23 protein-coding genes are annotated in these 26,028 nt (G+C 71.8%); 13 read left to right on the forward strand and 10 right to left on the reverse strand.

All coding sequences use genetic code 11. From position 1 onward, the window contains the following. Nucleotides 1-45 precede the first annotated feature (45 nt). From ACP7BP_RS09835 to ACP7BP_RS09845, 3 genes are read left to right on the forward strand one after another with little or no spacing between them, the layout of a single operon-like run. Nucleotides 46-990: an ATP-binding cassette domain-containing protein gene (locus tag ACP7BP_RS09835; protein ID WP_426244413.1), complete on the forward strand. Its 945-nt coding sequence runs from the start codon at nucleotides 46-48 to the stop codon at nucleotides 988-990. Further along, on the forward strand, nucleotides 987-2,558 hold the full coding sequence (locus tag ACP7BP_RS09840) for an ABC transporter permease (RefSeq protein ID WP_426244414.1): 1,572 nt from the start codon (nucleotides 987-989) through the stop codon (nucleotides 2,556-2,558). Before ACP7BP_RS09835 ends, ACP7BP_RS09840 begins: the two co-directional genes overlap by 4 nt. A gap of 10 nt (nucleotides 2,559-2,568) precedes the next feature. Continuing rightward, nucleotides 2,569-3,471 carry a phosphotransferase gene (locus ACP7BP_RS09845; RefSeq protein WP_426244415.1) on the forward strand — a complete coding sequence of 301 codons (903 nt, stop codon included), beginning with the start codon at nucleotides 2,569-2,571 and terminating at the stop codon, nucleotides 3,469-3,471. A gap of 28 nt (nucleotides 3,472-3,499) precedes the next feature. Here ACP7BP_RS09845 and ypfJ read toward each other — a convergent pair whose 3' ends face one another. Continuing rightward, a complete protein-coding gene (gene ypfJ / locus ACP7BP_RS09850; protein ID WP_426244416.1) occupies nucleotides 3,500-4,501 on the reverse strand; it encodes a KPN_02809 family neutral zinc metallopeptidase in 1,002 nt (333 codons plus the stop codon). Between the two features lie 11 nt (nucleotides 4,502-4,512). Between ypfJ and ACP7BP_RS09855 the strand changes: the two genes are divergently transcribed. Together ACP7BP_RS09855 and ACP7BP_RS09860 are read left to right on the forward strand one after the other, a co-directional pair. Continuing rightward, nucleotides 4,513-6,111, forward strand: coding sequence for an ABC-F family ATP-binding cassette domain-containing protein (locus tag ACP7BP_RS09855; protein WP_426244417.1), 1,599 nt, complete (start codon nucleotides 4,513-4,515; stop codon nucleotides 6,109-6,111). Between the two features lie 94 nt (nucleotides 6,112-6,205). Beyond that, nucleotides 6,206-8,053: an ABC transporter ATP-binding protein gene (locus tag ACP7BP_RS09860; protein WP_426244418.1), complete on the forward strand. Its 1,848-nt coding sequence runs from the start codon at nucleotides 6,206-6,208 to the stop codon at nucleotides 8,051-8,053. Here ACP7BP_RS09860 and ACP7BP_RS09865 read toward each other — a convergent pair. From ACP7BP_RS09865 to ACP7BP_RS09875, 3 genes are read right to left on the reverse strand one after another with little or no spacing between them, the layout of a single operon-like run. Continuing rightward, entirely contained in the window at nucleotides 8,050-9,804 is a 1,755-nt protein-coding gene (locus tag ACP7BP_RS09865) for a GAF domain-containing protein (RefSeq protein ID WP_426244419.1), read from the reverse strand. The genes ACP7BP_RS09860 and ACP7BP_RS09865 overlap by 4 nt on opposite strands. 32 nt (nucleotides 9,805-9,836) lie before the next feature. After that, complete coding sequence (locus ACP7BP_RS09870) at nucleotides 9,837-10,847, reverse strand: hypothetical protein (RefSeq protein ID WP_426244420.1); 1,011 nt, start codon at nucleotides 10,845-10,847, stop codon at nucleotides 9,837-9,839. Next, nucleotides 10,844-11,794, reverse strand: a complete 951-nt coding sequence (locus tag ACP7BP_RS09875; RefSeq protein WP_426244421.1) for a universal stress protein — start codon at nucleotides 11,792-11,794, stop codon at nucleotides 10,844-10,846. The genes ACP7BP_RS09870 and ACP7BP_RS09875 overlap by 4 nt, the downstream gene beginning before the upstream one ends. Before the next feature lie 159 nt (nucleotides 11,795-11,953). On the opposite strand from ACP7BP_RS09875, the gene ACP7BP_RS09880 reads away from it, so the two are divergent. After that, the gene (locus ACP7BP_RS09880; RefSeq protein ID WP_426244422.1) at nucleotides 11,954-12,607 is read left to right on the forward strand and encodes a response regulator; all 654 of its coding nucleotides are present in this window, start codon (nucleotides 11,954-11,956) and stop codon (nucleotides 12,605-12,607) included. A 124-nt stretch (nucleotides 12,608-12,731) separates the two neighbouring features. Then, a complete protein-coding gene (locus ACP7BP_RS09885) occupies nucleotides 12,732-13,307 on the forward strand; it encodes a hypothetical protein (protein ID WP_426244423.1) in 576 nt (191 codons plus the stop codon). Nucleotides 13,308-13,334: 27 nt separating this feature from the next. Here ACP7BP_RS09885 and ACP7BP_RS09890 read toward each other — a convergent pair whose 3' ends face one another. Then, nucleotides 13,335-14,147: an SURF1 family protein gene (locus tag ACP7BP_RS09890; RefSeq protein ID WP_426244424.1), complete on the reverse strand. Its 813-nt coding sequence runs from the start codon at nucleotides 14,145-14,147 to the stop codon at nucleotides 13,335-13,337. A 63-nt stretch (nucleotides 14,148-14,210) separates the two neighbouring features. Here ACP7BP_RS09890 and moaA point away from each other — a divergent pair, with 63 nt between their 5' ends. Beyond that, nucleotides 14,211-15,203 (forward strand): GTP 3',8-cyclase MoaA, encoded by a 993-nt coding sequence (moaA, locus tag ACP7BP_RS09895; protein WP_426244425.1) that lies wholly within the window; start codon nucleotides 14,211-14,213, stop codon nucleotides 15,201-15,203. An 81-nt stretch (nucleotides 15,204-15,284) separates the two neighbouring features. Here the strand turns inward: moaA and ACP7BP_RS09900 are convergent, their stop codons facing one another. Continuing rightward, nucleotides 15,285-15,488, reverse strand: a complete 204-nt coding sequence (locus ACP7BP_RS09900; RefSeq protein ID WP_426244426.1) for an acetone carboxylase — start codon at nucleotides 15,486-15,488, stop codon at nucleotides 15,285-15,287. 140 nt (nucleotides 15,489-15,628) lie between these two features. Further along, entirely contained in the window at nucleotides 15,629-16,000 is a 372-nt protein-coding gene (locus ACP7BP_RS09905) for a DUF3099 domain-containing protein (protein ID WP_426244427.1), read from the reverse strand. 56 nt (nucleotides 16,001-16,056) lie between these two features. On the opposite strand from ACP7BP_RS09905, the gene ACP7BP_RS09910 reads away from it, so the two are divergent. From ACP7BP_RS09910 to ACP7BP_RS09930, 5 genes are all read left to right on the forward strand, one after another. Continuing rightward, nucleotides 16,057-16,269, forward strand: coding sequence for a dodecin (locus ACP7BP_RS09910; RefSeq protein ID WP_426244428.1), 213 nt, complete (start codon nucleotides 16,057-16,059; stop codon nucleotides 16,267-16,269). Between the two features lie 60 nt (nucleotides 16,270-16,329). Continuing rightward, complete coding sequence (locus tag ACP7BP_RS09915; RefSeq protein WP_426244429.1) at nucleotides 16,330-17,040, forward strand: beta-ketoacyl-ACP reductase; 711 nt, start codon at nucleotides 16,330-16,332, stop codon at nucleotides 17,038-17,040. Between the two features lies 1 nt (nucleotide 17,041). Further along, nucleotides 17,042-17,812 carry an enoyl-ACP reductase FabI gene (gene fabI, locus ACP7BP_RS09920; RefSeq protein WP_426244430.1) on the forward strand — a complete coding sequence of 257 codons (771 nt, stop codon included), beginning with the start codon at nucleotides 17,042-17,044 and terminating at the stop codon, nucleotides 17,810-17,812. 233 nt (nucleotides 17,813-18,045) lie between these two features. After that, on the forward strand, nucleotides 18,046-18,999 hold the full coding sequence (locus tag ACP7BP_RS09925) for a hypothetical protein (protein WP_426244431.1): 954 nt from the start codon (nucleotides 18,046-18,048) through the stop codon (nucleotides 18,997-18,999). 366 nt (nucleotides 19,000-19,365) lie between these two features. Beyond that, complete coding sequence (locus ACP7BP_RS09930; protein ID WP_426244432.1) at nucleotides 19,366-21,060, forward strand: Mur ligase family protein; 1,695 nt, start codon at nucleotides 19,366-19,368, stop codon at nucleotides 21,058-21,060. Nucleotides 21,061-21,171: 111 nt separating this feature from the next. Here ACP7BP_RS09930 and ACP7BP_RS09935 read toward each other — a convergent pair whose 3' ends face one another. From ACP7BP_RS09935 to ACP7BP_RS09945, 3 genes are read right to left on the reverse strand one after another with little or no spacing between them, the layout of a single operon-like run. Then, nucleotides 21,172-22,251: a class I SAM-dependent methyltransferase gene (locus ACP7BP_RS09935; RefSeq protein WP_426244433.1), complete on the reverse strand. Its 1,080-nt coding sequence runs from the start codon at nucleotides 22,249-22,251 to the stop codon at nucleotides 21,172-21,174. After that, complete coding sequence (cphA, locus tag ACP7BP_RS09940) at nucleotides 22,244-25,018, reverse strand: cyanophycin synthetase (RefSeq protein ID WP_426244434.1); 2,775 nt, start codon at nucleotides 25,016-25,018, stop codon at nucleotides 22,244-22,246. Before cphA ends, ACP7BP_RS09935 begins: the two co-directional genes overlap by 8 nt. Then, nucleotides 25,015-26,010, reverse strand: a complete 996-nt coding sequence (locus ACP7BP_RS09945) for a cyanophycinase (RefSeq protein WP_426244435.1) — start codon at nucleotides 26,008-26,010, stop codon at nucleotides 25,015-25,017. The genes cphA and ACP7BP_RS09945 overlap by 4 nt, the downstream gene beginning before the upstream one ends. Nucleotides 26,011-26,028: the final 18 nt, after the last annotated feature.

Below are 26,028 nucleotides of genomic sequence, written 5' to 3' on the forward strand. Positions count from 1 at the left end.
TACACAAGATTTAGTAAATCCTGAAAGATGTGTATGGTGGTAGACGTGAGCAGCCATGACACCGAGCCCGTCATCGAGGTGACGGGCCTGATCAAGAGCTACGGATCCTTCCGCGCCCTCGACGGCCTCGTCCTCTCGGTCGCGCCCGGCGAGGTCCACGGCTTCCTCGGCCCCAACGGGGCGGGCAAGTCCACGACCATCCGCGTCCTGCTCGGCCTGCTGCGCAAGGACGCCGGCGACGTACGCCTCCTGGGCGGCGACCCGTGGCGCGACGCCGCCGAGCTGCACCGGCGGCTGGCCTACGTGCCCGGCGACGTCAACCTGTGGCCCACCCTCACCGGCGGCGAGGTCATCGACCTGCTCGGGAGGCTGCGCGGCGGCCTCGACGAGGCCCGCCGGGCCGACCTGGTGGAGCGCTTCGAGCTCGACCCTACGAAGAAGGGGCGCAGCTACTCCAAGGGCAACCGGCAGAAGGTGGCCCTGATCGCGGCGCTGGCCAGCGACGTCGACCTGCTCGTGCTCGACGAGCCGACGAGCGGCCTCGACCCGATCATGGAGTCGGTCTTCCAGTCGTGCGTCGACGACTTCCGCGACGCCGGCCACACCGTGCTGCTGTCCAGCCACATCCTGGCCGAGGTCGAGCGCCTCTGCGACCGGGTGAGCATCATCCGCGCCGGCCGCTGCGTCGAGACAGGCACGCTCGGCGAGCTGCGCCACCTCACCCGGACCTCGATCATGGCCGAGACGGCCCGGCCCCCGGAGGGGCTGGCGAGCCTGCCCGGGGTTCATGACGTCGTCGTGGAGGGCCGGCGGGCGTCGTTCGAGGTGGACACCGCAGCGCTCGACGGGGCCCTCGACGCGCTCCAGCAGGCCGGGATCCGCAGCCTCACCGCGTCACCGCCGACGCTCGAGGAGCTGTTCCTGCGCCACTACGGCGACGACATCGCCGCCGTGGGCGACGACAGCGACGGTGAGCGGGCGGCGTCGTGACCGGGCTCGGTCAGCTGGTCCGCGCCTACCTGCGGCGGGACCGCTGGCTGCTGGTGTGGTGGACGCTCGGCATCACGGTGCTCTACTACTCGCAGGCCGCCAGCGTGAAGGGCCTCTACGCCACGCAGGCCGAGTTCGACCGGGCCGCGGCGAGCATGGACGACAACCCCGCGCTGGTCGCGATGGCGGGCCCCGCCCGAGCCCTCAACACCGTCGGCGGGCAGGTCACCTGGCAGGCCAGCGCGTTCGGCGCCATCTGCATCGCCTTGATGTGCATGTTCCTCGTCGGCCGGCACACCCGCGCCGAGGAGGAGAGCGGCCGTGACGAGCTGCTGCGCGCGGCCGCTGTGGGGCGTACGGCGCCCCTGGCCGCCGCCGCGGTGGTCAGCGCACTCGCCAGCCTGCTCGTGGGCGCCTGCGTCGCGCTCAGCCTCGTCGCCGTGCCGCTCGCCGGGGCCGACTCCTGGGCGCTGGGCCTGGGACTGACGGCGACCGGCTGGGCGTTCACCGGCATCGCGATGGTGGCGGCCCAGCTGACCTCGGGAGTCCGCGCGATGTACGGCCTGACCGGTGCGGTGGTCGGTGCGGCCTACCTGCTGCGCGCCATCGGCGACGTCGGCTCCCCGCTGCTCACCTGGATCTCGCCGATCGGGTGGTACCAAGGCATGCACGCCTTCTCTGGCCTGCGCTGGTGGCCGATCGCGCTGCTCGTGACGCTGGCGCTGCTCACCGGTGCCGCGTCGTACGCCGTCTTCGCGCGGCGCGACTACGGCTCCGGCGTGCTGGGCGTGCGGCCTGGTCCGGCCCGTGGGTCCGGCGCGCTCACGACCCCGCTCGGCCTGGCCTGGCACCAGCACCGCGGCTCGGTCGTCGGCTGGACGCTCGGGATGGCGGTCGCCGGCCTGGCCTACGGCTCGCTCGGCACCGACGTCGGCGACATGCTGGGTGACAGCGGGGCCACGACCGACGTGTTCGTGCGCGGGGGAGGCGACCTGGTCGACGGCTTCTACGCCACGTCGATCGTCATGCTCGGCCTCATCTGTGCGGGCTTCGCCGTCTCGTCGGCGCTCCGGCCACGCACCGAGGAGGACGACGGGAGGGTCGAGGGACTCCTGGCCACGGCGCTCACCCGCCGCGCCTGGCTGGCAGCCCACGTCACCATGACCGTGCTCGGCACGGTGGCGGTCGTGCTCGCGGCCGGGCTGGGCCTCGGCACCGGCTACGCCCTCAGCGCCGACGACGCCGGAGCCGTGGGCCGCTTCACGCTCGCGACGCTGCCGATGGTCGCGCCGGTGCTGGTGCTCGCGGCGTTCACCCGGCTCCTGTACGGCGTGCTGCCGCGCGCCGCGACGCTCGGCTGGCTGGCCCTCGGGTTCGCCGTGGCGGTGCTCTTCTTCGGACCGCTGCTCGACCTGCCCACGTGGGTGCAGGACGTCTCGCCGTTCCAGCACCTGGCGCTGACGCCGGTCGAGGACTTCCGGTGGACGCCGCTCCTGGGGCTCCTGTTGGTCGCCACGCTGCTCTCGTTCGGAGGTCAATGGGGCTTCCGGAGGCGTGACCTGCGCTAGCGTCCCGGTCATGTGGGAGCCGCAGCCGGACTGGCGGGCACTGACGCCGGGCACGGGCGCGGCCACGGTGGGTGTGTGGCGTGCCGCGCTGGGGGACCGGCCGGTCGTCATCAAGCGGCTGCGCCGGCCGGACGCCCACGATCCCGCCGAGATGCTGGACCCGACGCACTTCGCCTACTGGCGGCGGGAGGCCGACGTCCACGACACCGGGATCGTGCAGCACACCGTCGGCCTGCGCTGCGCGGTGGCGGCCGTCGAGGAGGACGAGCACGGGGTGACCCTGACCCGCGAGTGGGTGGAGGACGCCGCGACGAGCGGGCCCTTCCGGGCCATCGGGATGGGCCGCTTCGCGGGCTCCGACGTGCCACGCACCCGCTTCATGAGCAGGGACCAGCTGCGTCACCGCCTGCTGCGGGTCGAGCGACGTGGCGGGTGGCCGACCCTGGCGCGCACCCCGGTCGCCGATGCCGCCGACCACCTGTGGCGCAAGCGCGAGTCGCACCTGCAGCGCGTCGACGCGCTGCCCCAGGTGCCGCAGCACGGCGACCCCGCCTCCGACAACCTGCCCGGCCGCGACGGCGACCATGTCGTGGCCATCGACTGGGCGACCCTGGGCTTCGGGCACGTCGGCGGCGACCTCGGCTACCTCTCGCTGACCGCCCGGGAGGACCTCGAGCCGCTGCTGGACGCCTACCTCATCGGCCTGCCGGAGTCGGTCGCCGACCCCGAGGACGTGCTGCTGGGCGCTCGCGTCACCGCCGTCTACACCGCCCTGACCCGCGCGGAGTGGGCGCTGGCCCGCGTGGCGCCCGGTGAGGGCGCGCTGGCGGGCAAGCTCAGGCACCCCAGCGTGGCGCCGTACCTCCGGTCGCTCCAGCGCCTCGTCCCGCACGTCGAGGCGCTGCTGGGCTGAGGCCCGTTAGAGGTCGGTCAGACCTTCGTCACAGCTCAGTCGCGTTGAAGGTGTCGCACGCGCTGGGGTCGCCGGACTCGTAGCCGGCGTTGAACCAGCGCATCCGCTGCTCGGACGAGCCGTGGGTCCAGCCCTCGGGGTTCACGCCGCCGCCGGAGCGCTGTTGGATGCGGTCGTCGCCGACGGCCTTCGCGGAGTCAAGCGCCTCGGTGATGTCCTGCTCGTTGACCTCCGCGAAGATCTTCACGCCGCTCTCGTCGGCCGTGCCGGTCGCTGCCCGGGTCCAGACCCCGGCGAAGCAGTCGGCCTGCAGCTCGAGGCGCACGGCGTCGGACTCGGGGCCCTTCTGGGTCCGGACCTGCCCCATGATGCCGAGCAGGTTCTGGATGTGGTGGCCGTACTCGTGGCCGATGACGTAGGGCTCCACGAACTCCCCGCCCTGTCCGCCGAGCTGGCTCTCCAGCACGTCGTCGAAGAACGTGGTGTCGAGGTAGATCGTCTGGTCGGCCGGGCAGTAGAACGGCCCGACCTGGCTGCTCGCCTGGCCGCACCCGGTGCTGACCGCCCCGCTGAACGTCCGCATCTGGGCCGGCGTGAACTCCGCGCCCAGCTCGGGCGTCTCCTGGCTCCAGTAGGAGTACAGCGAGTTCTCCACGCCGATGCGGGCGCAGTCGACGTCGCCCTCGGCGTCGGCGCCGGTCTTGCAGTTCGCGTAGCGCTCCGAGTCGTCCATGCGGCTGGTGTCGGTGCCGCCCTGCGCCTGGCCGCCGCCCGTGGGAAGACCCACGCCCCCGCCCATGCACTGGCTGAGCACGAAGATCAGCACGATCACGATGAGTGTGCCGATGCCGCCACCGGCCATCGTGCCGCCCGGGATCGGGATGCCCGCCGAGCCACCACCCAGGCCGCCGCCACGGCCGCTGTCCCTGACGCGGCTGGTGTCGAGGCGGGCCTTGGGGTTGAAGCGCATGGGTGCGTCCTTCCTGATGTCCGCCGCCGAGTCGTCGTCGGCCGCTGCCGCTCCGTACACTAACCATCCTGATGATCACCGCCCAACAACTCGAGGTGCGCGCAGGTGCACGTCTCCTGATGGAGGGCGTGAGCTTCCGCGTCGCTCCCGGAGACAAGGTCGGCCTGGTAGGCCGCAACGGAGCCGGCAAGACGACCCTCACCAAGATCCTCGCCGGCGAGGCCCAGCCGGCCTCGGGCTCCGTCCACGCCACCGGCGAGGTCGGCTACCTGCCCCAGGACCCGCGCATCGGCGACCCCGAGGTGCTGGCCCGCGACCGCATCCTGTCGGCCCGCGGCCTGGACGACGTCGTACGCCGGATGCGTGAGGCCGAGGCCGACATGGCCAGCGACGACCCCACGGTGAGCGAGCGGGCCATGCGTCGCTACTCCCGCGCCGACTCCGAGCTGCACGCGGGTGGCGGCTACGCCGCGGAGTCCGAGGCCGCCCAGATCGCGCAGAGCCTGGGCATCGAGGAGCGGGTGCTGGCGCAGCCCCTGAAGACCCTGTCGGGCGGCCAGCGGCGTCGCGTCGAGCTGGCCCGCATCCTGTTCTCCGGCGCCGAGACCCTGCTGCTCGACGAGCCCACCAACCACCTCGACGCCGACTCGATAGTCTGGCTGCGCGAGTTCCTCCGGGCCCACCGCGGCGGTCTGATCGTGATCAGCCACGACAACGACCTGCTCGAGACCACCGTCAACAAGGTGCTGCACCTCGACGCCAACCGCGGCGTCATCGACGTCTACAACATGGGCTGGAAGGCCTACCTCACCCAGCGCGAGACCGACGAGCGGCGCCGCAAGCGCGAGCGCGCCAACGCCGAGTCGAAGGCCAAGACGCTGACCGACCAGGCCAACAAGATGCGGGCCAAGGCCAGCAAGGCCACCGCCGCGCAGTCGATGCTCAAGCGCGCGGAGAAGATGATGGCCGGCCTCGAGGGCGAGCGGGCGGCCGACAAGGTGGCGCGGATCAAGTTCCCCGCGCCTGCGCCGTGCGGCAAGACCCCGCTCACCGCCGAGGAACTGTCGAAGTCCTACGGCTCGCTGGAGGTCTTCACCGACGTCGACCTGGCCATCGACAAGGGCAGCCGGGTGGTGATCCTCGGGCTCAACGGCGCGGGCAAGACCACCATGCTGCGGATCCTCGCGGGCGTCGACAAGCCCGACACCGGCCGGGTCGTGGCCGGCCACGGGCTCAAGCTCGGCTACTACGCCCAGGAGCACGAGACCCTCGACACCGACCGCACCGTGCTCGAGAACATGCAGACCGCAGCGCCCCAGCTCACCGACAGCGAGACGCGCAGCGTGCTCGGCTCGTTCCTCTTCTCCGGCGACGACGCCCACAAGTCCGCGGGGGTGCTGTCGGGCGGCGAGAAGACGCGCCTCGCGCTGGCGAGCCTGGTCGTCTCCAGCGCCAACGTGCTGCTGCTCGACGAGCCCACCAACAACCTCGACCCCGCCTCCCGCGAGGAGGTGCTGGCCGCGATCCGCACCTACGAGGGTGCGATCATCCTGGTCACCCACGACGAGGGCGCCGTACGCGCGCTCGAGCCGGACCGGGTGCTGCTGCTGCCCGACGGCGACGAGGACCTCTGGAACGACGACTACGCCGACCTGGTGAGCCTGGCCTGAGGGAACAAACCCACCCGCCCGCCGCGTTCGCCCCAAGGGTGGAAGGACGACACACATGTCATTGAGTTCGGGGATGGGTCCCGCATGGCGTCACATGCGCACGGACCGCAACGTCGACCAGGGGCGTGTCGACCGGAAGACCGTACGCCGCGTGCTGGGGTTCGCCCGCCCGCACCGGGCCCTGATCACCGGGTTCCTGGCGATCACCGTGGTCGACGCGTGCCTGGTCGTGGTGACGCCGCTGCTGGTGCAACGCCTCGTGGACGACGGCATCGCCGGCAAGGACGGCGCGCTGGTCACCTGGCTGGCGGTCGGGATGGCCGTGGTCGCCCTGGTCGGGGCCGTGCTGTCGGTCGTCGGGGGCTGGCTCTCGTCGCGCATCGGCGAGGGCCTGATCTTCGACCTTCGCACCCAGGTCTTCGGTCACGTGCAGCGCCAGTCGCTCGCCTTCTTCACCCGCACCCAGACCGGCGCTCTCGTCTCCCGCCTCAACAACGACGTGATCGGCGCCCAGCGCGCGTTCACCTCCACGCTCTCCACGACCGTCTCCAGCCTGATCTCCGTGGTGGTCGTGGGCGTGGCGATGCTGGCGCTGAGCTGGCAGGTCACGCTCCTGTGCCTGCTGCTCTTCCCCATCCTGCTGCTGACCTCGCGATGGGTGAGCGGCCGGCTGGCCGGCCTGACCCGCGAGCAGATGGACGGCAACGCCGACATGGGCAACGCGATGACCGAGCGGTTCAACGTCGGCGGCGCGATGCTCCTCAAGCTCTTCGGCCGGCGCGACGTGGAGGACCGGCTCTTCGCCGGCAAGGCCGCCAACGTGCGTGACCTCGGCATCCGCATCTCGCTGATCACGCGGGTCTTCGTGGCCGCGATGCTCCTGGTGCCGGCCCTGGCCACGGCGCTGGTCTACGGCGTCGGCGGGCACCTCGTCATCGACGGGACGCTGACGATCGGCACCATCCTGGCGCTGGGCACGCTGCTCCTCCGGCTACTCGGTCCGCTGCAGAGCCTCTCCAACGTCCGCATCGACGTGTTGACCGCGCTGGTGAGCTTCGACCGGGTGTTCGAGGTGCTCGACCTGCCGTCGCTCATCGAGGAACGGCCGGACGCGGTCCCTCTCCCCGCCGGGGCGTCTCGTCTCGAGTTCGACGAGGTCTCGTTCGGCTACCCGCGAGCGGAGGACATCTCGCTCGCGTCGCTCGAGTCGGTGGCGCGCACGCCGTCGAAGGACTCGGGGGAGGTGCTCCACGGGGTGTCGTTCACCGCCGAGCCCGGCCAGATGGTCGCTCTCGTCGGGCCCTCGGGTGCGGGCAAGACGACCGTCACCCATCTCGTGGCCCGGCTCTACGACCCCACCTCCGGCACCGTCCGGGTGGGCGGCCAGGACGTCCGCGACGTCACCTTGGAGTCGCTCGAGGACGTGGTGGGCTACGTGACCCAGGACGCCCACATGTTCCACGACACCATCCGCACCAACCTCCTCTACGCCCGGCCCGGGGCCGACGACCAGCAGGTGTGGGCGGCACTCGAGGCGGCTCAGATCGCCGCGCTGGTGCGGGCCCTGCCCGACGGGCTCGACACCGTGGTCGGCGACCGCGGCTACCGGCTCTCCGGCGGGGAGCGCCAGCGTCTCGCGATCGCCCGGCTGCTGCTCAAGGCACCGGCGATCGTCGTACTCGACGAGGCGACGGCACACCTCGACAGCGAGTCGGAGGCCGCCGTGCAGCGCGCGCTGGACGCGGCGCTCGAGCACCGGACGTCGCTCGTCATCGCGCACCGGCTCTCGACCGTGCGCAACGCGGACCTGATCCTGGTGCTCGACGACGGCCGCGTCGTGCAGCGCGGCACGCACGACGAGCTGCTCGCGGCGGGTGGGCTGTACGCCGACCTGTACCGCACGCAGTTCTCGCGGAGCGGGCTCGAGGAGGTCGCGCCCTAGTCGGCGCGGCCGGCATCGTCCGGGATCGGCACCGCCCAGCGCAGGTGCGTCCCGTCGTGCTCGGGAGCGGTGAGCCGCCCGCCGTGCTTCTCGGCCCGGCTGCGGAGGTTGGTCAGGCCGCTGCGCCGCGTGGATGAGCCGATCCCGACGCCGTCGTCGATGACGTCGACCTGCACCTCGTCGCCGGTGGCAGACACCACGACCTCGACCCGGGTCGCCTGAGCGTGCCGGGTGATGTTGGTCAGCGACTCCCGCAGCACCGCGCTCAGGTCGTCCACCAACGCCTCGGGCACGACCTGGTCGATCGGGCCGGCGAACCTCAGGTGCGGGGTGAAGCCGAACGCCGCGGTGTGCTCGACGATGACCTCCATCAGGCGCTGGCGCACCGTGCCGAACACCGGGTGCTCCCTGGCGCCCCGCAGCGCGAAGATGGTGGTGCGGATCTGGCTGATCGTGTCGTCGACGTCGTCGATCGCTCCCGTCAGGCGCCGCGCGCCCTCGGTGTCCCCGAGCTCCGAGGCCACGCTCTGCATGGTGAGGCCGGCGGCGAACAGTCGCTGGATCACGTGGTCGTGCATGTCACGGGCGATCCGGTCGCGATCCTCCAGCAGCACGACGCGCTGCTGGTCGACCCTGAGGTCGGCCAGCTCCAGCGCGATCGTGGCGTGGTTGGCGAACGTGCGGGCCATGTCCAGCTCGACCTCGCTGAAGCGGCGTCGACCCTGGAGGCGACCGATCACGATCGCACCCAGCACGCCGCGGGACCCGATCAGCGGGATGGCCATCACCGGGCCGACACTCACCACGTCGGACAGGTGGACCCTGATCTCCGGCGCGTCGGCCACGTCGCCGATGAGGATGGGCTCACCGCTGTCGATGGCGAGACCCGAGATGGTGCCGGCGGCCGCGTAGGTGATCGCGGTCAGCTCCTCGGCATGCTCTCCGGTGGCCACCTCGATCATCAGCTGCGTCCCGTCGTGCGTGGGGAGGGCCACGGTGACCACGTCGGCGTCCGACAGGTCCGTGAGCCGGTGCGCGATCAGGCCCAGCGGCTCGGCCCCGTCGAGGGTGAGCAGCTGACGGGTGACCTCGGTGGCCGCCTGGAGCCAGTCCTGGCGGCGACGAGCCTCGGCGTACAGCCGGGCGTTCTGGATGGCCGACGCCGCGGTCACGGCCAGGGCCGAGACCAGCTCCTCGTCCTCGACGGTGAACTCGCCGACCTCGCGCTCGGACAGGTACAGGTTGCCGAAGACCTCGTCCCTGATGCGGATGGGGACCCCGATGAAGCCGGCCATCGGCGGATGGTGCTCGGGGAAGCCGACCGACCTGGGATCGTCCGCCATGTTCCGCAGCCGGATGGCGCGGGGGTCGTCGACCAGAGCGCCCAGCAGGCCCTTGCCCTCGGGGAGGTGGCCGATCCGGCCCGCGGTCTCCTCGTCGACGCCGACCTGGATGAACTGCTCGAGGCCCTTGTCGGGCCCGATGACCCCCAGAGCGGCGTACCTGGCGTGCACCAGCTCTGCGGCCGCCTCGACGATCCGGCGCAGGACGACGGGCAGCGCGAGGTCGCCCAGGATGAGCTCGTTGGCGTGCAGCAGGCCCCTCAGTCGTCCCTGGGTGGCGATGACGTCCTCGGCGCGGTCGACGAGCTGCCTGAGCAGGACGTCCAGCTCGAGGCGCGGGCCCTCGACCCCGGCGGGGGAGGGCGCGCTCCCGACGGTCGCGTCGCGTTCGGGGCTCGCCGGGGGCATGTCTGCACGGTAGACCCGTTTTCGGGCCGTGATCAGTCTTCGACCGAGAGCACGTCCACCAGCCGGCGGCGACGCGTCGCAGGCCCGGACACCGGAGGTGCCAGCTGGAGGACCACCTGGGGGTGTACGCCGAGCCCCATCCCGGTGCGCAGCTCCTCCCGGGCCAGGGGGCTCTCGATCAGGTGGGGAAGGAGGTGGACCGAGAAGGAGCCCCTCGCCTCGAGAGCGAGCTGCTGGAGGGCCTCGCCCGTGCGCAGCCAGTCCACGCGGGTGTCCCGGCTCGTCCCCAAGATGACCATCACCTGCCTGTAGACGGGATCCGCACCGTCCTCGAGCGGTGTGCTGTTCCAGGCGCGCAGCTCGGCGTGACACGCGGGATCCGACTCCTGCTGCAACAGGGCCAGGCGGCTGAGCCGCGCTGCCAGAAGAAGCTGCCCGGGTTCGGACACCACATCGAGGGTGACGTCGTGCGTCCTGGCAGCAGCACGCAGGAAGGCGACCGAGGGAGGCACCATCACCTCCTCGGCCACGACCGGGGGTGCCGAGGTCCGGGCATCCGTGATGGCGGCGGCCAGCCGGGCGAGCGAGGGATCCCCGCCACCCTCGCCGAGCAGGGAGAGGAGCGCGAGGAGGTTCGGGTCCGCCGGTGCCGGGGGGCGTTCGACCAGGACCGCGCGGTCGGCATCGGCCAGCGCGGCCCGGGCGTTGAGGACCGCCCGTCCGCAGCTGATCACGAGCTGTCGGCCGGCCGGGTCGAGGGCCCGCAGCCGGCGGTGCCAGTCGGCGCGCACCTCCAGCGACGTGCCGGTCAGCACCAGGCGCCACGGCTCCGTGCGCAGGACGGAGGGTGCGAGCGTGGCTCGCACCGCCGCCGTGCGCAGCGCGTCCCGTCCCCGAACCTCTGTCGGGAGCTCCCCTGAATCGGCCGCGCTGGGCACGGGCAGTCCCATGCTCGCGTCGTACGCCCGCGCGGCCCGGGAGCCCGTGCCGGGCGGCCGGACGCCGCCGGCGCCCTGCCCCACCACGTCGCCCGCGTCCTTCACCGAGGTCGGCGGAGGCTCGCGGAGGGTACGACGGCTACCGGCACCTCGGCGTGGTGCAGGACGCTTCGCGTGACGGACCCGAACGCGAACCCGCCCAGCCGGCCGTCGTCGTGCCGGCCGACGACCAGGAGCTGGGCGTCCTCGGCGAGCTCGAGGAGCACCGTCGCGGGATGCCCTCGTCGGTGGACCAGCTCGACACGGACGTCGTCGAACTCCGCGCGCAGGGCGGCGACGGCGTCGCTGACCCGACGCAGGCCGTGCTCCTTCCAGTACGCGGCATCGACACAGGTGGCGGAGGTGCTGCGGACCAGCATCGGCTGGGTCTCCCAGCCGTGCGCGACCACCAGCGTGACACCGCGGCGACGGGCCGCGGTGAACGCGTAGGCCAGAGCCTCCGAGTGCTCGTCGTTGGGGTCGAGGCCGACCACGACCGGCTGGTGCCCGTGCCGGATCCCTGCCCAGCTGTCGGGGACGACCACCACGGGCACGCGGGACCGGCCCGCGACGGCGATCGAGGTGGATCCGATCAGGGCGCGGGCGAAGGTGCCGAGACCGCGCTTGCCGACGACGAGCAGGCCCTGGTCCACCGACCGGGCGAGGAGGGCCGTGACCGTGCCGTCGGCGTCCATCTCGTGGCACACCGTCAGCTCCGGCCGGTCCCGGGCGATGTCCGAGGCCAGCCGGCGGAGCATCTTCCAGTCCCGGTCCTCGTCGGTGCCGACGGAGTGGTGGGGGATCGGCACCTCGTAGTCACCCAGGACGGAGACCAAGGTCAGCGACCGGGCCGTCGACGCGGCCTCGTGCACCGCCCATGCGACCGCGGCCCGGTTGCGTGCGGAGCCGTCCACGCCGACCACCACGGCCCCGCGGGGGCGGCGCCGGGACGAGCCGCTGACCGGGGCGACTGCCACGGCGCCGTGGTGCCCACGGTTCTGGATGTCGATCATGCGGCGGTCCTCCTCGGAACGGATGCCCCCACGCTGGTCGCCGGGCGCCCCTCGGGGCAGGGGACTCCGTCAGAGATGCTTGGGACGTTGGTCCTGTCGGCGCGGGCTCCGCGCTCCTCGATCGGCTGCGCCGGGCCGGACGGCGCGTAGCGTGGGTGCATGACCGCCGAGCCCACGCCCAAGATCCGGGTCTTCCTCCTGGACGACCACGAGATCGTCCGGCGTGGTCTGCGCGAGCTCCTCGAGAGCCAGGGTGACATCGAGGTCGTGGGCGAGTCCGGGCTGGCCCGGGAGGCCGTACGCCGCATCCCGGCGCTGCGGCCGGACGTCGCGGTCCTCGACGGGCGCCTGCCGGACGGCTCCGGCGTCGACGTGTGCCGAGAGGTCCGGTCTCAGGATCCGTCGATCGCCGCGCTGATCCTCACGTCGTACGACGACGACGACGCGCTCTTCGCGGCGATCATGGCCGGTGCCGCCGGCTACGTGCTCAAGCAGATCCGCGGCAACGACCTCGTCGAGACGGTGCGGCGGGTCGCGGCCGGCCAGTCGATGCTGGACCCCGCCGTGACGGAGAAGGTCCTGGACCGGCTCCGGTCGGGCCCGGAGGAGGACGCCGCCCTGGCGTCGCTCACGACCCAGGAGAAGCGCATCCTCGACCTGATCGGCAAGGGCCTGACCAACCGGCAGATCGCCGAGGAGATGTTCCTGGCGGAGAAGACGGTCAAGAACTACGTGTCGGCACTGTTCGTCAAGCTCGGCCTCGAGCGTCGTACGCAGGCCGCGGTCTTCGCGGCGCAGCACCCGCAGCCCTGACCGGGCAGCTCCCGAGCCGCACTGACCTTGGTCCCGTAGAGGCCCGACGTCCTCCTCTGACCGCAGCTCCGCCATCGCGGGAGCGTGGGCTCGTCAGCAGCGCCCGACTGTCCAGGAGGACACCATGCGCACCACCCAGTCCCGCGACCAGGACGCCCGCCTCCCCAACGCGACCTTCGCCCCCGTCGAGCCTCCCGCCACCGAGACGAAGGCCGCCCAGGTGGTGCGCTACGCGTCCGCCGCGCTCCGGCTGAGCCTCGGCTGGGTGTTCCTGTGGGCCTTCCTCGACAAGGTCTTCGGCTTCGGCTACGCGACGGCCAGGGCCGACTCGTGGCTCAACGGCGGCAGCCCCACGGAGGGCTTCTTGTCCTTCGCCGCGGCGGGACCGTTCAAGGGCATCTACAACGACATCGCCGGCGCGGCCTGGGCCGACTGGCTCTTCATGGCCAGCCTGTTGGCCATCGGGTCCGCCCTGATGCTCGGCATCGCCATGCGCGTCGCCGCGGCCTCGGGGGCAGCCCTCCTCATCATGATGTGGACAGCCGTGCTGCCGCCCGCCAACAACCCGTTCATGGACGACCACCTCGTCTACGCCCTCGTCCTGGTCCTGCTGGCCGCGCTGCGCGCCGGTCGTACGGCGGGGCTCGGACAGGCCTGGGAGCGACTGCCCGTGGTGCAGCGCAACGCCTGGCTGACGTAGCCGTCTCCCGCCGGGGTGTCGGCAGCGTCATCCCTGGTGGGCGTCGTGCTCCAGGTCGGCCGCGGGCTCAGGCGGGTCGTCCGCGTGACTCCCGTGTCGACGGGACGGTCGCCGGACGCCTCGCCACTCGTCGTACACCAGGTAGAAGAAGCCGAACACGGCGAGCAGGCCGAAGAACCACCACTGCAGCCCGTAGAAGAAGTGCGGTCCGTTGTCGAGCTCAGGCAGCTCCGCCTGCCGCAGGGGGGTCTCGGGCTCCGGTGACTCGGACCTGAGGTCGGCGAAGCCGCCGAGCACGGGCCGGTCGAGGGCCTCGCCGATGCGCTCACTGGAGATGGCCCGGGTCGAGTGGTCGGTGACGGTCGTGCTGCCTCCCGTTCCGTCCTGTCGGACCCACGCGGTGATGGTGACCTCGCCGGCCGGTGGCTGCGGCAGCTCGTCGGGCGTGCTGTCGGCGTCGGCGGCCACCCAGCCGCGGTCGACGAGCAGCGACGTGCCGTCGTCGAGCACGAGGGGGACGACCAGGTCGACGCCCGACGCGCCGTCGCGGGAGCGGTAGCGCACCACGACCGTGTCGTCGACGTCGTACGTGCCGGTGGCCTCCACGACCCGCCACTGCTCGTCCGCGCCCACCTCGTCGCCCACGGCGAGCACCTCGGTCACGGGCGCCGGTGGCAGGGCCTCGTTGCGCTCGATGATGGCGTTGCGCTCCTTGCGGTCGGCCAGCCGGTCGAACTGCCACTCACCGAGGCGCCATGCCAGCCAGGCGAGCGCGATGACGACGACGAGGAACACCAGCCACCTACGGCTGAGCAGGAACCCGATGCGTCGCACTCGCACGAGGTTAATCTGCGCCGTGGTCCACCCGACGGCCAGGCTGGGCGCAGCGCCTAGGATGGGTGGGTGACTCACGCACTGGAAGACCGATTCGGCCGGGTGGCCACGGACCTGCGCGTGTCCCTGACCGACCGCTGCAACCTTCGCTGCTCCTACTGCATGCCGGCCGAGGGACTCGACTGGCTGCCGACCGAGCAGACGCTCACCGACGACGAGGTGGTGCGGCTGGTCACGATCGGCGTCCGGCAGCTGGGTGTCCGCGAGGTGCGCTTCACCGGTGGCGAGCCGCTGCTGCGCCGCGGCCTGCCCGACATCGTGCGGCGCACTCACGAGCTGGGCGGCGTCGAGACCTCGCTCACCACCAACGCCCTGGGCCTGACCCGCACCGCCCGGACGCTGGCCGACGCCGGCCTCGACCGCGTCAACGTCAGCCTCGACACCATCCGCCCCGAGACCTTCGCCCAGATCACCCGGCGCGACCGGCTGCACGACGTCATCTCCGGCCTGGCCGCTGCGCGCGACGCCGGCCTGGGCCCGGTCAAGATCAACGCGGTGCTGCTGCGCGGCGTCAACGACGACCAGGCAGCCGAGCTGCTGCGCTGGTGCATCGCGGAGGGATACCACCTCCGCTTCATCGAGCAGATGCCCCTCGACGCCCAGCACGACTGGTCACGCACGGAGATGGTCACCGCCGAGGAGATCCTCGCGCGGCTGGAGCCGGAGTTCGACCTGAGCCCCGCCGTGGAGCCGCGCGGCAGCGCCCCGGCCGAGCTGTTCAGCGTCGACGGCGGCCCGGCCACGGTCGGCATCATCGCCTCGGTGACCCGGCCGTTCTGCGGTGACTGCGACCGGGTGCGCCTCACGGCCGACGGGCAGGTGCGCAACTGCCTGTTCGCCCGCAGCGAGTCCGACCTGCGTACGGCGCTGCGCTCGGGCGCCGACGACGAGGAGATCGCGGAGCGCTGGGTGATCGCGATGCGCGGAAAGCTCGCGGGTCACGGCATCGACGACCCGAGCTTCCTCCAGCCCACGCGGCCGATGTCGGCGATCGGCGGCTGACCTCCGCGGCTGATCTCCGCGGCTGATCTCCGCGGCTGATCTCCGCGGCTGATCTCCGCGGCTGGGCGCCCGGCGTACTCCTCAGTGGGAGTGGGGCACGACGTCACGCAGGAACTGGCGGGCGGAGAGGAAGGCCGAGAGGCTCTCCCGGTGCTCGTCGCACGCCAGCCACGTCTTGCGGCGATCCGCCGTGTGGATGCGGGGGTTGTTCCACTGGAGCGCCCAGACAGCCGGGGCGGTGCAGCCCTTGGCCGAGCAGAGGTCGACCTCGTCGGGCTGGTCCATGGCTCCTCGCGCGAGCGGCTGCGGCGAAATGAGAGGTGCCGGACAGCCACGGGGGAAGCCGTCCGGCACCACGACGAATTCAGACGGGGGATGCTGAACTCATCGCGCCGATCCTTGCATGAACGAGACCGAATTCCAACTCACAGGGGGCCCTGTCGGCCGGGCGGGTCGGGGTATGCACGGGGATCGGACGGAGGTGTCCTGAATGGCTCATCCGGGCCGGCTGGGAGCGCATTCCGGGACAGGTCCTGGCGCAGCTCGAAGCCGTCGGAGCGGGGCTCGGCGACGTTCGCCATGACGACGGCGACGTAGGGCAGCAGCAAGGCTCCGGCCACCAGCACCCAGCGCAGCCAGCCCGGCCCGACGAGGATCGCGCCGACGAAGCAGAGGGTGCGGATCGTCATGGAGATGACGTAGCGGCGCTGCCGGGCGGAGATGTCGGCCTCGCGACTGGCGGCGGCTGTCGTGATCCTGACCGCGGCCGCGTCGTCGTGGGCGTGCCGGCGAGCCATGCCTGCCACTGTACGTCGCTACGATGCAGATCCCCCCAGACCCATCAGGAGAGACCATGTCCAACCGCACCTACCGCGTCACCGAGATCGTCGGCACCTCGCCCGACGGCATCGACGAGGCGATCGAGAACGGCATCTCGCGCGCCGGGCAGACGCTGCGCCACATCGACTGGTTCGAGGTCACGCAGATCCGTGGCCAGGCCAAGGACGGCGCCGTCGAGCACTACCAGGTCGGCATGAAGGTCGGCTTCAGGCTGGAGGACGAGTGACCTGCTCCCTGCCACTGACCGTTTGGGCCTACCCCTCGGTAATGGCTAGCGTCGTGGCCCGTGAGTGAACCCCGTTCGGTCCTGGTCACCGGTGGCAACCGGGGCATCGGTCGCGCCATCGCAGAGGCGTTCATCGCCAACGGCGACAAGGTCGCGGTGACGACCCGCAGCGGGGGAGCGCCCGATGGCGCCCTCGACGTGCGGTGCGACATCACCGACCAGGGCGCCGTAGATGCCGCTTTCGCGGAGATCGAGGAGGCACATGGGCCGGTCGAGGTGCTGATCGCCAACGCGGGCATCACCGCCGACACGCTGGTGCTGCGGATGTCCGACGACGACTGGGACAGCGTCATCGCCACCAACCTCACCGGCTCCTTCAGGCTGGCCAAGCGAGCGGCCAAGGGCATGCTCCGGCTGCGTCGCGGCCGCATCATCTTCATCTCGTCGGTGGTCGGGCTGCTCGGCTCGGCCGGCCAGGTCAACTACGCCGCCTCCAAGTCCGGGCTCGTCGGCATGGCCCGCTCGCTCGCACGCGAGCTGGGCAGTCGCTCGATCACGGCGAACGTCGTGGCCCCCGGCTTCGTCGAGACCGACATGACGGCGGTGCTCACCGACGACCAGAAGAGCAAGATCAAGGACCAGGTGCCGCTGGGGCGCTACGCCACCCCGGACGAAGTCGCGTCCGCGGTCGCGTGGCTGGCCTCCGACGGCGCGGCGTACGTCACCGGGGCAGTCATCCCGGTCGACGGTGGACTCGGAATGGGGCACTGACATGGGGATCCTCGACGGCAAGCGCATCCTGGTGGCGGGCGTGACGATGGACTCCTCCATCGGGTTCGCCACCGCCAAGGTGGCCCAGGAGCAGGGCGCCACCGTGCTCATCTCCAACTTCGGCCGGGCCCTCGGCATCACCCGCCGGATCGCCAAGCGGCTCCCGTCGGAGCCCCCGGTGATCGAGCTCGACGTCACCGACCCGGCCCACCTCGAGGGCCTGGCCGACGCTGTACGCGAGCACGTCGACGGGCTCGACGGGGTCGTCCACTCGATCGCGTACGGCAACCCCGAGACGCTGCTCGGGGGCAAGTTCATGCAGGGGCCTTGGGAGGACGTCGCCCAGGCGCTGCACGTGTCGTCGTACTCCTTGAAGTCGCTGGCCGTGGCCGCCCGCCCGCTGATGGGCGAGGGCGGCTCGATCGTCGGGCTGACGTTCGACGGGAGCATCGCGTGGCCGGCGTACGACTGGATGGGGGTGGCGAAGGCGGCGCTGGAGTCGACCTCCCGCTACCTCGCCCGTGACCTGGGCCCCGACGGCATCCGCTGCAACCTGGTGTCCGCAGGCCCGCTCAAGACGCTGGCCGCCAAGGCGATCCCGGGCTTCGAGGACCTTGAGTCGGCGTGGAAGGACCGCGCCCCCCTGGGCTGGGACGAGGCCGACCACGCGCCCACCGCCAAGGCTGTGTGTGCTCTGCTCTCCGACTTCTTCCCGGCGACCACCGGCGAGATCGTGCACGTCGACGGTGGCTTCCACGCGATGGGGCTCTGAGGGGCCCGCTCGCCGTCTGTTCCCGGCTTTCCGGTTCTTTCCCGGTCTTTCCCGTCGCTCTCGCTGGAGCGGTGAGCTAGCCACATTCCGCAGCTTCCGGACTGTGGCTGACGCACCGCCCAGCTGGGTGACCGGCAGGATCCGGCCCGGATCCCGTCCACAGCGACGCCCGACGCGCCGTACTCCACAGTCGCTCCGGAGGCTGCTCGCGCGCGCCGTGGCGCTGCGGTGGCATGGCGGTTGTGCACCGGATCCCCGACGAGCTCCTCCACGGACCCTTCTCGCGTACGACGGCACTCGCCGCGGGCATCCCGGCGCGCGTCCTCGAGGGCACGCGCTTCGTGCGGGTGCACCCGCGGGTCTATCGGCATCGCGACCACCGGCTCAGTGACGAGGAGCACGTGACCGCCGCCGCGCTGGCCCTGCCGACGGAGGCTCGCACCACCGGCATCACGCGGCTCCAGCAGCTGGGCCTCGACTACGGCCCGCACAGCCCGGTGCGGTTCGTCGTGACGGGGGACCTGCACCTGGCGATGGAGGGCGTGATGCTGCACCGCACCGTCCTGATGCCGCCCACCGACGACGTGGGAGTGGTCCCTGCGGCCGCCTACCTCGCCTACTGCGCCGAGGCTCGGGTGCTCGATGCGATCAAGGTGGGCGACTGGCTGCTGCACCACGGGCACACGACCCTCGACTCGATCGCGGCCCTCGCGACGGGTCAGCTGTGGCGCCGGGGAGCGATGGAGACGCTCTGGATCCTGCCGCATCTCAACGGCAGATCCCGGTCGCTCAGGGAGTCGGAGGTCCGGGCGGTCCTGACCTTCGCCGACCTGCCCGATCCCGAGCTCAACGTCCCCGTCGACCTGACGGGGGAGCTGGCCATCCTCGCCGACCTGTGGTTCGCGAGGTGGGGCGTCGCGGTGGAGTACGAGGGCGGCCACCATCAGGAGGACCGGGCGCAGTACTCCTCCGACATCGACCGGTACGCCGTGATGCGCCGGCACCAGGTCCGCTACGTCCAGGTGACCAGGGAGAAGCTGGGTCGCCCCCGCACGGTGGTCGCGGAGGTCTACCGCGAGCTGCTGAGCGGCGGGTACGACGGGCCGCCACCCGAGGTGGGACGGCGCTGGAGGTCGCTTTTCGGTCGGGTGCCCGTCTCCTCTCGCCGGTTCCGATCGGTGAGCTAGCCACGTTCGACAGTCTTCGGATTGTGGCTGAGGCACCGCCCCACGGGGCCGGTGATCTGAGCGGTGGCTGAGCCACCTTTGGCCGGCCGTGGAATGTGGCTGGCGCACCGCCCCGACAGGCCGGGTGGTCCGAGCGGTGGCTGAGCCACCTTTGGCCGGCCGTGGAATGTGGCTGACGCACCGCCCCGACAGGCCGGGTGGTCCGAGCGGTGGCTGAGCCACCTTTGGCCGGCCGTGGAATGTGGCCGACGCACCGCCCCGCCGGGCCGGGTGATCCGAGCGGTGGCTCACCCACGTTCGGCCGGCCATGGAATGTGGCTGAGGCACCGCTGGGGCGAGGGAGAGTGGACGAAGTACGGTTCCGTCGTGACCTCCCTCGTCGAGCTGCGTGTGCTAGAGGGTCCGAACCTCTACTTCCCCCGGGCCGCCATCAAGCTGACGCTCGACATCGGGTCGATCGCCACCGCCCCGACGGACCGGGCGGTCCGCTTCGCCAGGCGGATCGGCCTGAGGAACGCGCGGCCGGGCGAGCCCGGAACCGGGTTCCGGCAGCGGTTCGCGCTGCGCGCCGTGGAGAGGCTGGTGCGGGCCGTCGCCGCGGAGTCGGGTACGGCGCGGCTCGCCCTACGCGTGCGGTCCTCGAGTGACGCCAACCAGGTCGTGGTGGCCTTCCCGTGGCGCAACCGCGAGCGGGCCGAGGCGATGGGGAAGGCCGTGGCCGACGTGATCGACCACCTGCCGAGCACCGACGTCGACGGTCTGGTCAGCGCGGCCGCGGCGCGGGTCGCCGAGTCGCCTCGGGGTCCCGTCCCGCAGACGATCACCCCGAAGGTGCCCGTGGTCGCGGTGACCGGCACCAACGGCAAGACGACGACGAGCCGGATGATCGCCCACATCGCACGTGGCAACGGCCTGCGCGTGGGCTGGTCCAGTACCGACGGCATCTACGTCGACGGCGAGCTGGTCGAGGCCGGTGACTACTCCGGCCCGAGCGGCGCGGGACGCGTGCTGGCGCACAACGTGCAGCTGGCGGTGACCGAGACCGCCCGCGGCGGCATCCTGCTCAAGGGCATCGGGCTGACCCGCAACGACGTCTCCGTGGTCACCAACGTCACCGCCGACCACTTGGGCCAGCAGGGCATCGACACCCTCGACCAGCTCGCCGAGGTGAAGGCGGTCGTGCCCCGGATCACACGCAGGCAGGGTTGGGCCGTGCTGAACGCCGACGACCCGCGGGTCTACGCGATGCGCTCGGTCATCGTGGCCAGGCCGTGGGTGTTCTCCCGCGACCCCGACTCACCGGGCCTCCGCGAGGTGCTCGGCGAGGGCGGGCGTGCCACGACGGTCATCGACGGCTGGCTGTGCGTGCTGCAGCCCGGAGCGGACCCCGACCCCCTGATCCAGCTGGTCGACGTGCCGATGACGCTCGCCGGACTATCGCGCTTCAACGTCGAGAACTCCCTCGCCGCCGCGTCGGCGTCGCTTGCGATGGGCATCCCGCGCGACGTGGTGATCGAGGGGCTGCGGACGTTCCGGCCCGACCCCAAGCACAACCCGGGCCGGATGAACTTCTTCACGGTGCCCGTCCCGTCCGGGGCCGTCTCGGTCGTCATGGACCTCGCGCACAACGAGGCCGGCCTGGAGGCGATGATCGAGATCATGAACGGCGTCCGCGCGCCCGGCCGTCGCCTGGTCCTCGGCCTGGGCGCGGTCGGCGACCGTACCGACGACCTGATCGAGATGCTGGGCGAGATCGGAGCGCGCGACAGCGATGTCGTGGCCATCGGCCACAAGCAGCAATACCTCCGCGGTCGCAGCGTGGCCGAGCTCGACGCCCTGCTCCGCGCCGGCGCCGCCCGGGTCGGAGTCACGGAGATCGAGTCCTATCCGACCGAGCTCGAGTGCCTCGCCGCGATGGTCGCGCAGGCCGAGCCAGGAGACGTTGTCGGCCTGATGTGCCACGCGGAGCGGCAGGAGTGCTACGACTGGCTGGCCACCCACGGCGGCACGGCCGACACCCCTGAGACGCTGGCGGCGAAGGTCAGGCTGGCGACCGCGTGAACGGCGCGCCGTACTCGGGGTTTGCGGGCGAGTCGTGGGGTTTGTGCGCTTCGCAAAGGCCACGAACCCCGGGAGTCACCGGATATCCGGTGACTCCAGAGGCGGCCCCCCTCACCGCCCCCTGAGCCGCCCCAGCACCCGCGCCGGCCGGAGCACGACGCCGCCGAGGCGCCACTGGCGGGAGGCCCGCAGGCGCTTCAGCTCTCGACGGGTACGCCGCAGTTCGACGCGCGCCTTCGACAGCCGGCGCTCGCGCGCGCCCGCCCCCGCTCTGCCTCGGCCAGGGCAGCGCGGGCGGCGTGCGCGTCGTGCAGCCAGCCGGGTAGGTCGTGCGGCAGCGCCACCTCGCCGGGCTGGTCGGCCCGGGGGTCGGTGCCGCGCGCGATCCGACGCAGGCGCGCCCTGAACTCCAGCTCGTTGGGGGGGCGTGGGCTGCAGCTCGTCGACGTACCACTCGACGAGGCCGAGCAGGCGGAGCTCGTGCAGCTGCTCGACGAGGGAGTCGGGGGTGAAGACCCACACGTGGCTGTCGACGTAGTCGCCGCGCCGCGTCATCTCGAGCATGCTCTCGACGTACGCCGCGTCGTGGCTGCGGGCGGCGTAGCCGGGCGGCCGCTCGCCGCCCCACAGCCGGCCGGTGTCGACGTCGGCCGCGGCGCTGTTGGAGTCGTAGACGGCGCGTACGTCGGGCCGCGTCTGGCCGGACTCGTGCGCGGCGAGCACCTGGCCGACGGTCGTGAGTGGGCGGTGCACGTCGAAGCAGTAGCGCTTGTCGGGTACGGCGAGCACCAGGGCGCCGCCGTCGACGACGACGCGCGCCAGCTGGTCCAGCCAGCCGACGAGGTCGGGCACGTGCTCGACCACGTGGGAGGCGACCGCCCAGTCGTAGGGTCCGCCAGGCGCGAGTGCTTCGGCGAGCGTGTGGGCGGTGCCGTCGTCCTCGATGAGGGAGAAGTCGACGTCCTGGATCTCGTCGAAGATGACGTCGGGGTTGCCGGCGTAGCGCTCCCTCAGGTGGGAGGTGGAGTAGACGTCGACGTAGCGCACGTCGGCCTCGTCGCGGCGGACGAGCGGTGAGTCCAGCGGCCCGATCTCGAAGCCACGGCCCTGGGAGAAGTCGTGCAGCTCCCAGCAGGCCTCGGCCCGCAGTCGGCGGTGTGCGGCGCCGTGCCCGTCGACGACGTCACTCATCGGTGGCCGCCGGCACGTAGTCAGGGTCGGCGGTGGGTGTGTCCTCGGAGGCTCCCGAGCCGGCCTGGGCGGTCTTGGACCAGTTCTCCAGCTCCGCCATCACCGCCCCGTGCTTGTCGACGCACACCACGACGAGGTCGCCCTTGTTGGCGCGGCTCATCGCTCGGCGTACGGCCATGATCTCCTCGAGCACCGTCTCGACCTGCTTGCACCGCGCGCCGCCGGCCATCGCGTCCTTGACGCCCTCGGTCACCAGGCTGGCGATGTCGCCGCGCTCGCGGCCGCGCAGGGCCTCGTCCTCGCGGATGATGACCACGTCGAAGTGTTGCGCGGCGATGTGGCCGAGCTGGCGCATGTCCTCGTCGCGCCGGTCGCCGGCGGTGGCGATGATGCCGATGCGCGAGGGCCGGGCCAGGTCGTGCGACGACTCCAGCGACTCGCCCACCCGGTCGACGAAGTCTCCGAGCATCTTCATGCCGGGGGCGTTGTGGCAGTAGTCGACGATCACGTTGACGCCGTCGACCTCGACCTCGTTGAGCCGGCCTGGGGAGAGGTAGTAGCTGGTGGAGAAGGTGCGCAGGCCCTGCCGGATGTCGTGGAGCGGCGCGCCGGCCGCGAACGACGCCGCGGCCGCTCCGAGCGCGTTCTGGACGTTCATCCGGGCCCGACCGCCGAACGTCGCGGGCAGCAGGTGGGTCCACGCCAGCTGCATCTCGCGGCGTCCGTGCTTGACCACGATCATCTCGCCGCGGTCGGACGGGTTGAGCACCAGCGCCTTGCCGCCCCGGCGGCAGTGCGCGTCGATCATCTCGCGCACCTCGGACCCGGGCTCCTCCATCGAGAACCACACCACCTGCCCCGAGCAGCGCCGGCGCATCTCGCGCACCAGCGGGTCGTCGGCGTTGAGTACGGCGTGCCCGTCGCGCGGCACGGCCTCGACCAGCACCGCCTTCACGTCGGCGAGCTGCTCGACGGTGTCGATGCCGCGCAGGCCGAGGTGGTCGGGCTGCACGTTGAGTACGACGGCCACGTCGTTGCGCTCGTAGCCGAGACCCTCGCGCAGGATCCCGCCCCTGGCGACCTCGAAGACCGCGAAGTCGACGCGGGGGTTCTGGAGCACCATCCGCGCGCTGCGCGGGCCTGACGCGTCGGCCTTGATGATCAGACGCTCGTCGATGACGACCCCGTCGGTCGAGGTCATCCCGACCTTGCGGCCCATGCCCTTGAAGATGTGGCTGATCATCCGGCTCGTCGTGGTCTTGCCGTTGGTGCCGGTGACCGCGACGATCGGGATCCGGCTCTGCGTGCCGGGCGGGAAGAGCATGTCGACGACCGGCTTGGAGATGAACTGCGGCTCGCCGATGGTGGGGTGCGTGTGCATCCGGAAGCCCGGGGCCGCGTTGACCTCGCAGATCGCGCCGCCGGTCTCGCGCACCGGCTCGGTGATGTCGGGACAGATGAAGTCGATGCCGGCGATGTCGAGGCCGATCATCCGCGCGGCCTCCTCCGCGATCTCGACGTTCTCGGGGTGCGCCTCGAAGGTGCGGTCGATCGAGATGCCGCCGGTCGACATGTTGCCGGTCAGCGCGAGCTTGACCATCTCGCCCCGGTCGGGCACGGAGTCGAGCCGATGACCCTGGCCGGCCAGCACCTCGATGGCGGCGTCGTCGACCTTGATCCGGGTGAGCACCTTCTCGTGGCCGACCCCGCGTCGCGGGTCGGCGTTGGTCAGCTCGACCAGCTGCTCGACGGTGGAGGTGCCGTCACCGACGACGTGGGCCGGCACCCGCTCGGCGATGGCCTCCATGCGGCCGTTGATGATCAGGCAGCGGTAGTCCTTGCCCGTCACGAACGACTCCACGACCACCCAGCCGCGCCGCGACTGGTCGGCGGCGATCGGGAACGCCTCGCGCACCTCGTCGGCGCCCTGCAGGTTCAGGCACACGCCGCGGCCGTGGTTGCCGTCGAGCGGCTTGACCACGACCGGGTAGCCGATCCGGTCGGCGACCGTGACGGCGTCCTCCGCCGTACGCACGGAGTCCTGCTTGGGCACCGGCAGGCCGGCCGCGCCGAGCAGCTTGGTCGTCAGGTCCTTGTCGGAGGCGATGTCCACCGCGATCGAGGAGGTGTTGGAGGTCATCGTGGCGCGGATCCGCTTGGCGTGGACGCCCTGGCCGAGCTGCACCAGCGAGTGCTGGTTGAGGCGGAGCCACGGGATGTCGCGCGACACCGCCTCGTCCAGGATCGCCTGCGTCGACGGGCCGAAGGCCGCCCGCTCGGCGCGCAGGATGAAGCTCTCGAGCTCCGACTCCCAGTCCAGGTCGGGGTCGCCCTGCACGAGGTGGTTGACCAGGCGTACGGCGAGCCGGCCGGCCAGCAGGCCGACCTGCTCGTCGACGTACCCGTAGATGACGTTGTAGACACCGGGCCTGCCCTTGACCTGCCGGGTCTTGCCGCGGCGGATGTCGTGGCCGACCACCTGCTGGAGCGCCAGCGCCACGTGCTCGGAGACGTGACCCAGCCAGGTGCCCTCGGTGAGCCGCTCGAGGAAGCCGCCGCGCCGCCCCCGGGAGCACGAGTGCTCCCGCAGCCCGGGGAGCATCGCGACGAGCTCGTCGGTGAAGCCCGGCAGGGTGTTGGTGGGGAACTGCTCGAGCGAGCCCAGGTCGACCACCAGGTGGATGGCCTTGTCGTAGGACCAGATGTTCGCGCCGCGGTAGACGCGGGTCTCGAGGATCGTCAGGTCGGGGGTGGGGCGCTCGCTCATGAGTGGTCTCCGTCGGGGGAGGTGGGGGAGTCGCGGGCTGGTCGCGCCGGTCGCTTGCGGGCCATCCGTGCGCGCAGCGCCTGGGGCGACCGGTCGGCGGCGGCGATGTCTCGGGCGAGCTGGCGCATGTCCTGCTGCGCCTCGGCGATCTCGGCGGCGTCCTCGGGCGCGATCTCGGCCGCACGGGGCACGAGTCGGCGGTGGGTCAGGTCGAACTTCTGCCCGGTCGGCAGCACGTGGAGCACGACGCCGCTGGCCAGCAGCGGCGACGACCTCTTGGCCTCGTAGGCGTTGGTCACCATGTGGGTCCCGTCGAAGATCGTCACGGCGCCGCGGCCGGCCACCCGCAGCACCTCGCGACCGTCCTCGTGCGTCACGACGGCGGCGGTGTCCTCGTCGACCCCGATGCCGAGGAGCTGCGGGGACTGGCTCACGATCATGAGCAGCCGACCGTAGCGGTTGCGCTGGTCGAAGTGCTGGTCGATCACGCTCGACCGGACCAGCCCGAGGCCGGCGGCCACCTGCGTCATCCGCTGCTTGGGGGTGGCCCCGCCCACGCCGAAGGCGACCATGTGCGACGACTGGATGCTCGCCCCCGCCGACGTGCCCGCCACCACGACGCCCCGCTCGTGGGCGTCGACGATCGCCTCCGCCAGCGGCGTGCCGGCGACGATCGCGGAGAGCTTGAGCTGATTGCCGCCGGTCATGAAGATGCCGGTCGCCGACGCCAGTCGGGCCAGCAGCTCGGGGTCGTGGGCGTCGTCGCGGCTCTCGGGGCGCACCGGCACCACGTCGGCCGCGCCGAGCCTGCGGAACAGGGCGTCGTACACCTCGACGACCTCGTCACCGAGCGAGGACGCCGTGGGGATCACCGCGATCCGGGCCTCCGAGCCCCCGCTGGAGGTCACGAACTCCTTCAGGATGCTGCGCTTGTGGAGCTTGTCCTCGGCGCCGCCGATGATCAGCAGCGGACCAGGGGAGTGTGCAGGCATGACAGGGAGGTTATCGGC

The sequence above is a fragment of the Nocardioides sp. LHG3406-4 genome, from assembly GCF_049897745.1.
Taxonomy (GTDB): domain Bacteria; phylum Actinomycetota; class Actinomycetes; order Propionibacteriales; family Nocardioidaceae; genus Nocardioides.

Excerpts from the sequence above, each read along its gene's own strand:
- ACP7BP_RS09845 (WP_426244415.1), top strand. The coding sequence starts at position 2,569 with ATGTGGGAGCCGCAGCCGGACTGGCGGGCACTGACGCCGGGCACGGGC.
- ACP7BP_RS09855 (WP_426244417.1), top strand. The coding sequence starts at position 4,513 with ATGATCACCGCCCAACAACTCGAGGTGCGCGCAGGTGCACGTCTCCTG.
- ACP7BP_RS09860 (WP_426244418.1), top strand. The coding sequence starts at position 6,206 with ATGCGCACGGACCGCAACGTCGACCAGGGGCGTGTCGACCGGAAGACC.
- ACP7BP_RS09865 (WP_426244419.1), bottom strand. The coding sequence starts at position 9,804 with ATGCCCCCGGCGAGCCCCGAACGCGACGCGACCGTCGGGAGCGCGCCC.
- ACP7BP_RS09875 (WP_426244421.1), bottom strand. The coding sequence starts at position 11,794 with ATGATCGACATCCAGAACCGTGGGCACCACGGCGCCGTGGCAGTCGCC.
- ACP7BP_RS09880 (WP_426244422.1), top strand. The coding sequence starts at position 11,954 with ATGACCGCCGAGCCCACGCCCAAGATCCGGGTCTTCCTCCTGGACGAC.
- ACP7BP_RS09885 (WP_426244423.1), top strand. The coding sequence starts at position 12,732 with ATGCGCACCACCCAGTCCCGCGACCAGGACGCCCGCCTCCCCAACGCG.
- ACP7BP_RS09900 (WP_426244426.1), bottom strand. The coding sequence starts at position 15,488 with ATGGACCAGCCCGACGAGGTCGACCTCTGCTCGGCCAAGGGCTGCACC.
- ACP7BP_RS09905 (WP_426244427.1), bottom strand. The coding sequence starts at position 16,000 with ATGGCTCGCCGGCACGCCCACGACGACGCGGCCGCGGTCAGGATCACG.
- ACP7BP_RS09910 (WP_426244428.1), top strand. The coding sequence starts at position 16,057 with ATGTCCAACCGCACCTACCGCGTCACCGAGATCGTCGGCACCTCGCCC.
- fabI (WP_426244430.1), top strand. The coding sequence starts at position 17,042 with ATGGGGATCCTCGACGGCAAGCGCATCCTGGTGGCGGGCGTGACGATG.
- ACP7BP_RS09925 (WP_426244431.1), top strand. The coding sequence starts at position 18,046 with ATGGCGGTTGTGCACCGGATCCCCGACGAGCTCCTCCACGGACCCTTC.
- ACP7BP_RS09935 (WP_426244433.1), bottom strand. The coding sequence starts at position 22,251 with ATGAGTGACGTCGTCGACGGGCACGGCGCCGCACACCGCCGACTGCGG.
- cphA (WP_426244434.1), bottom strand. The coding sequence starts at position 25,018 with ATGAGCGAGCGCCCCACCCCCGACCTGACGATCCTCGAGACCCGCGTC.
- ACP7BP_RS09945 (WP_426244435.1), bottom strand. The coding sequence starts at position 26,010 with ATGCCTGCACACTCCCCTGGTCCGCTGCTGATCATCGGCGGCGCCGAG.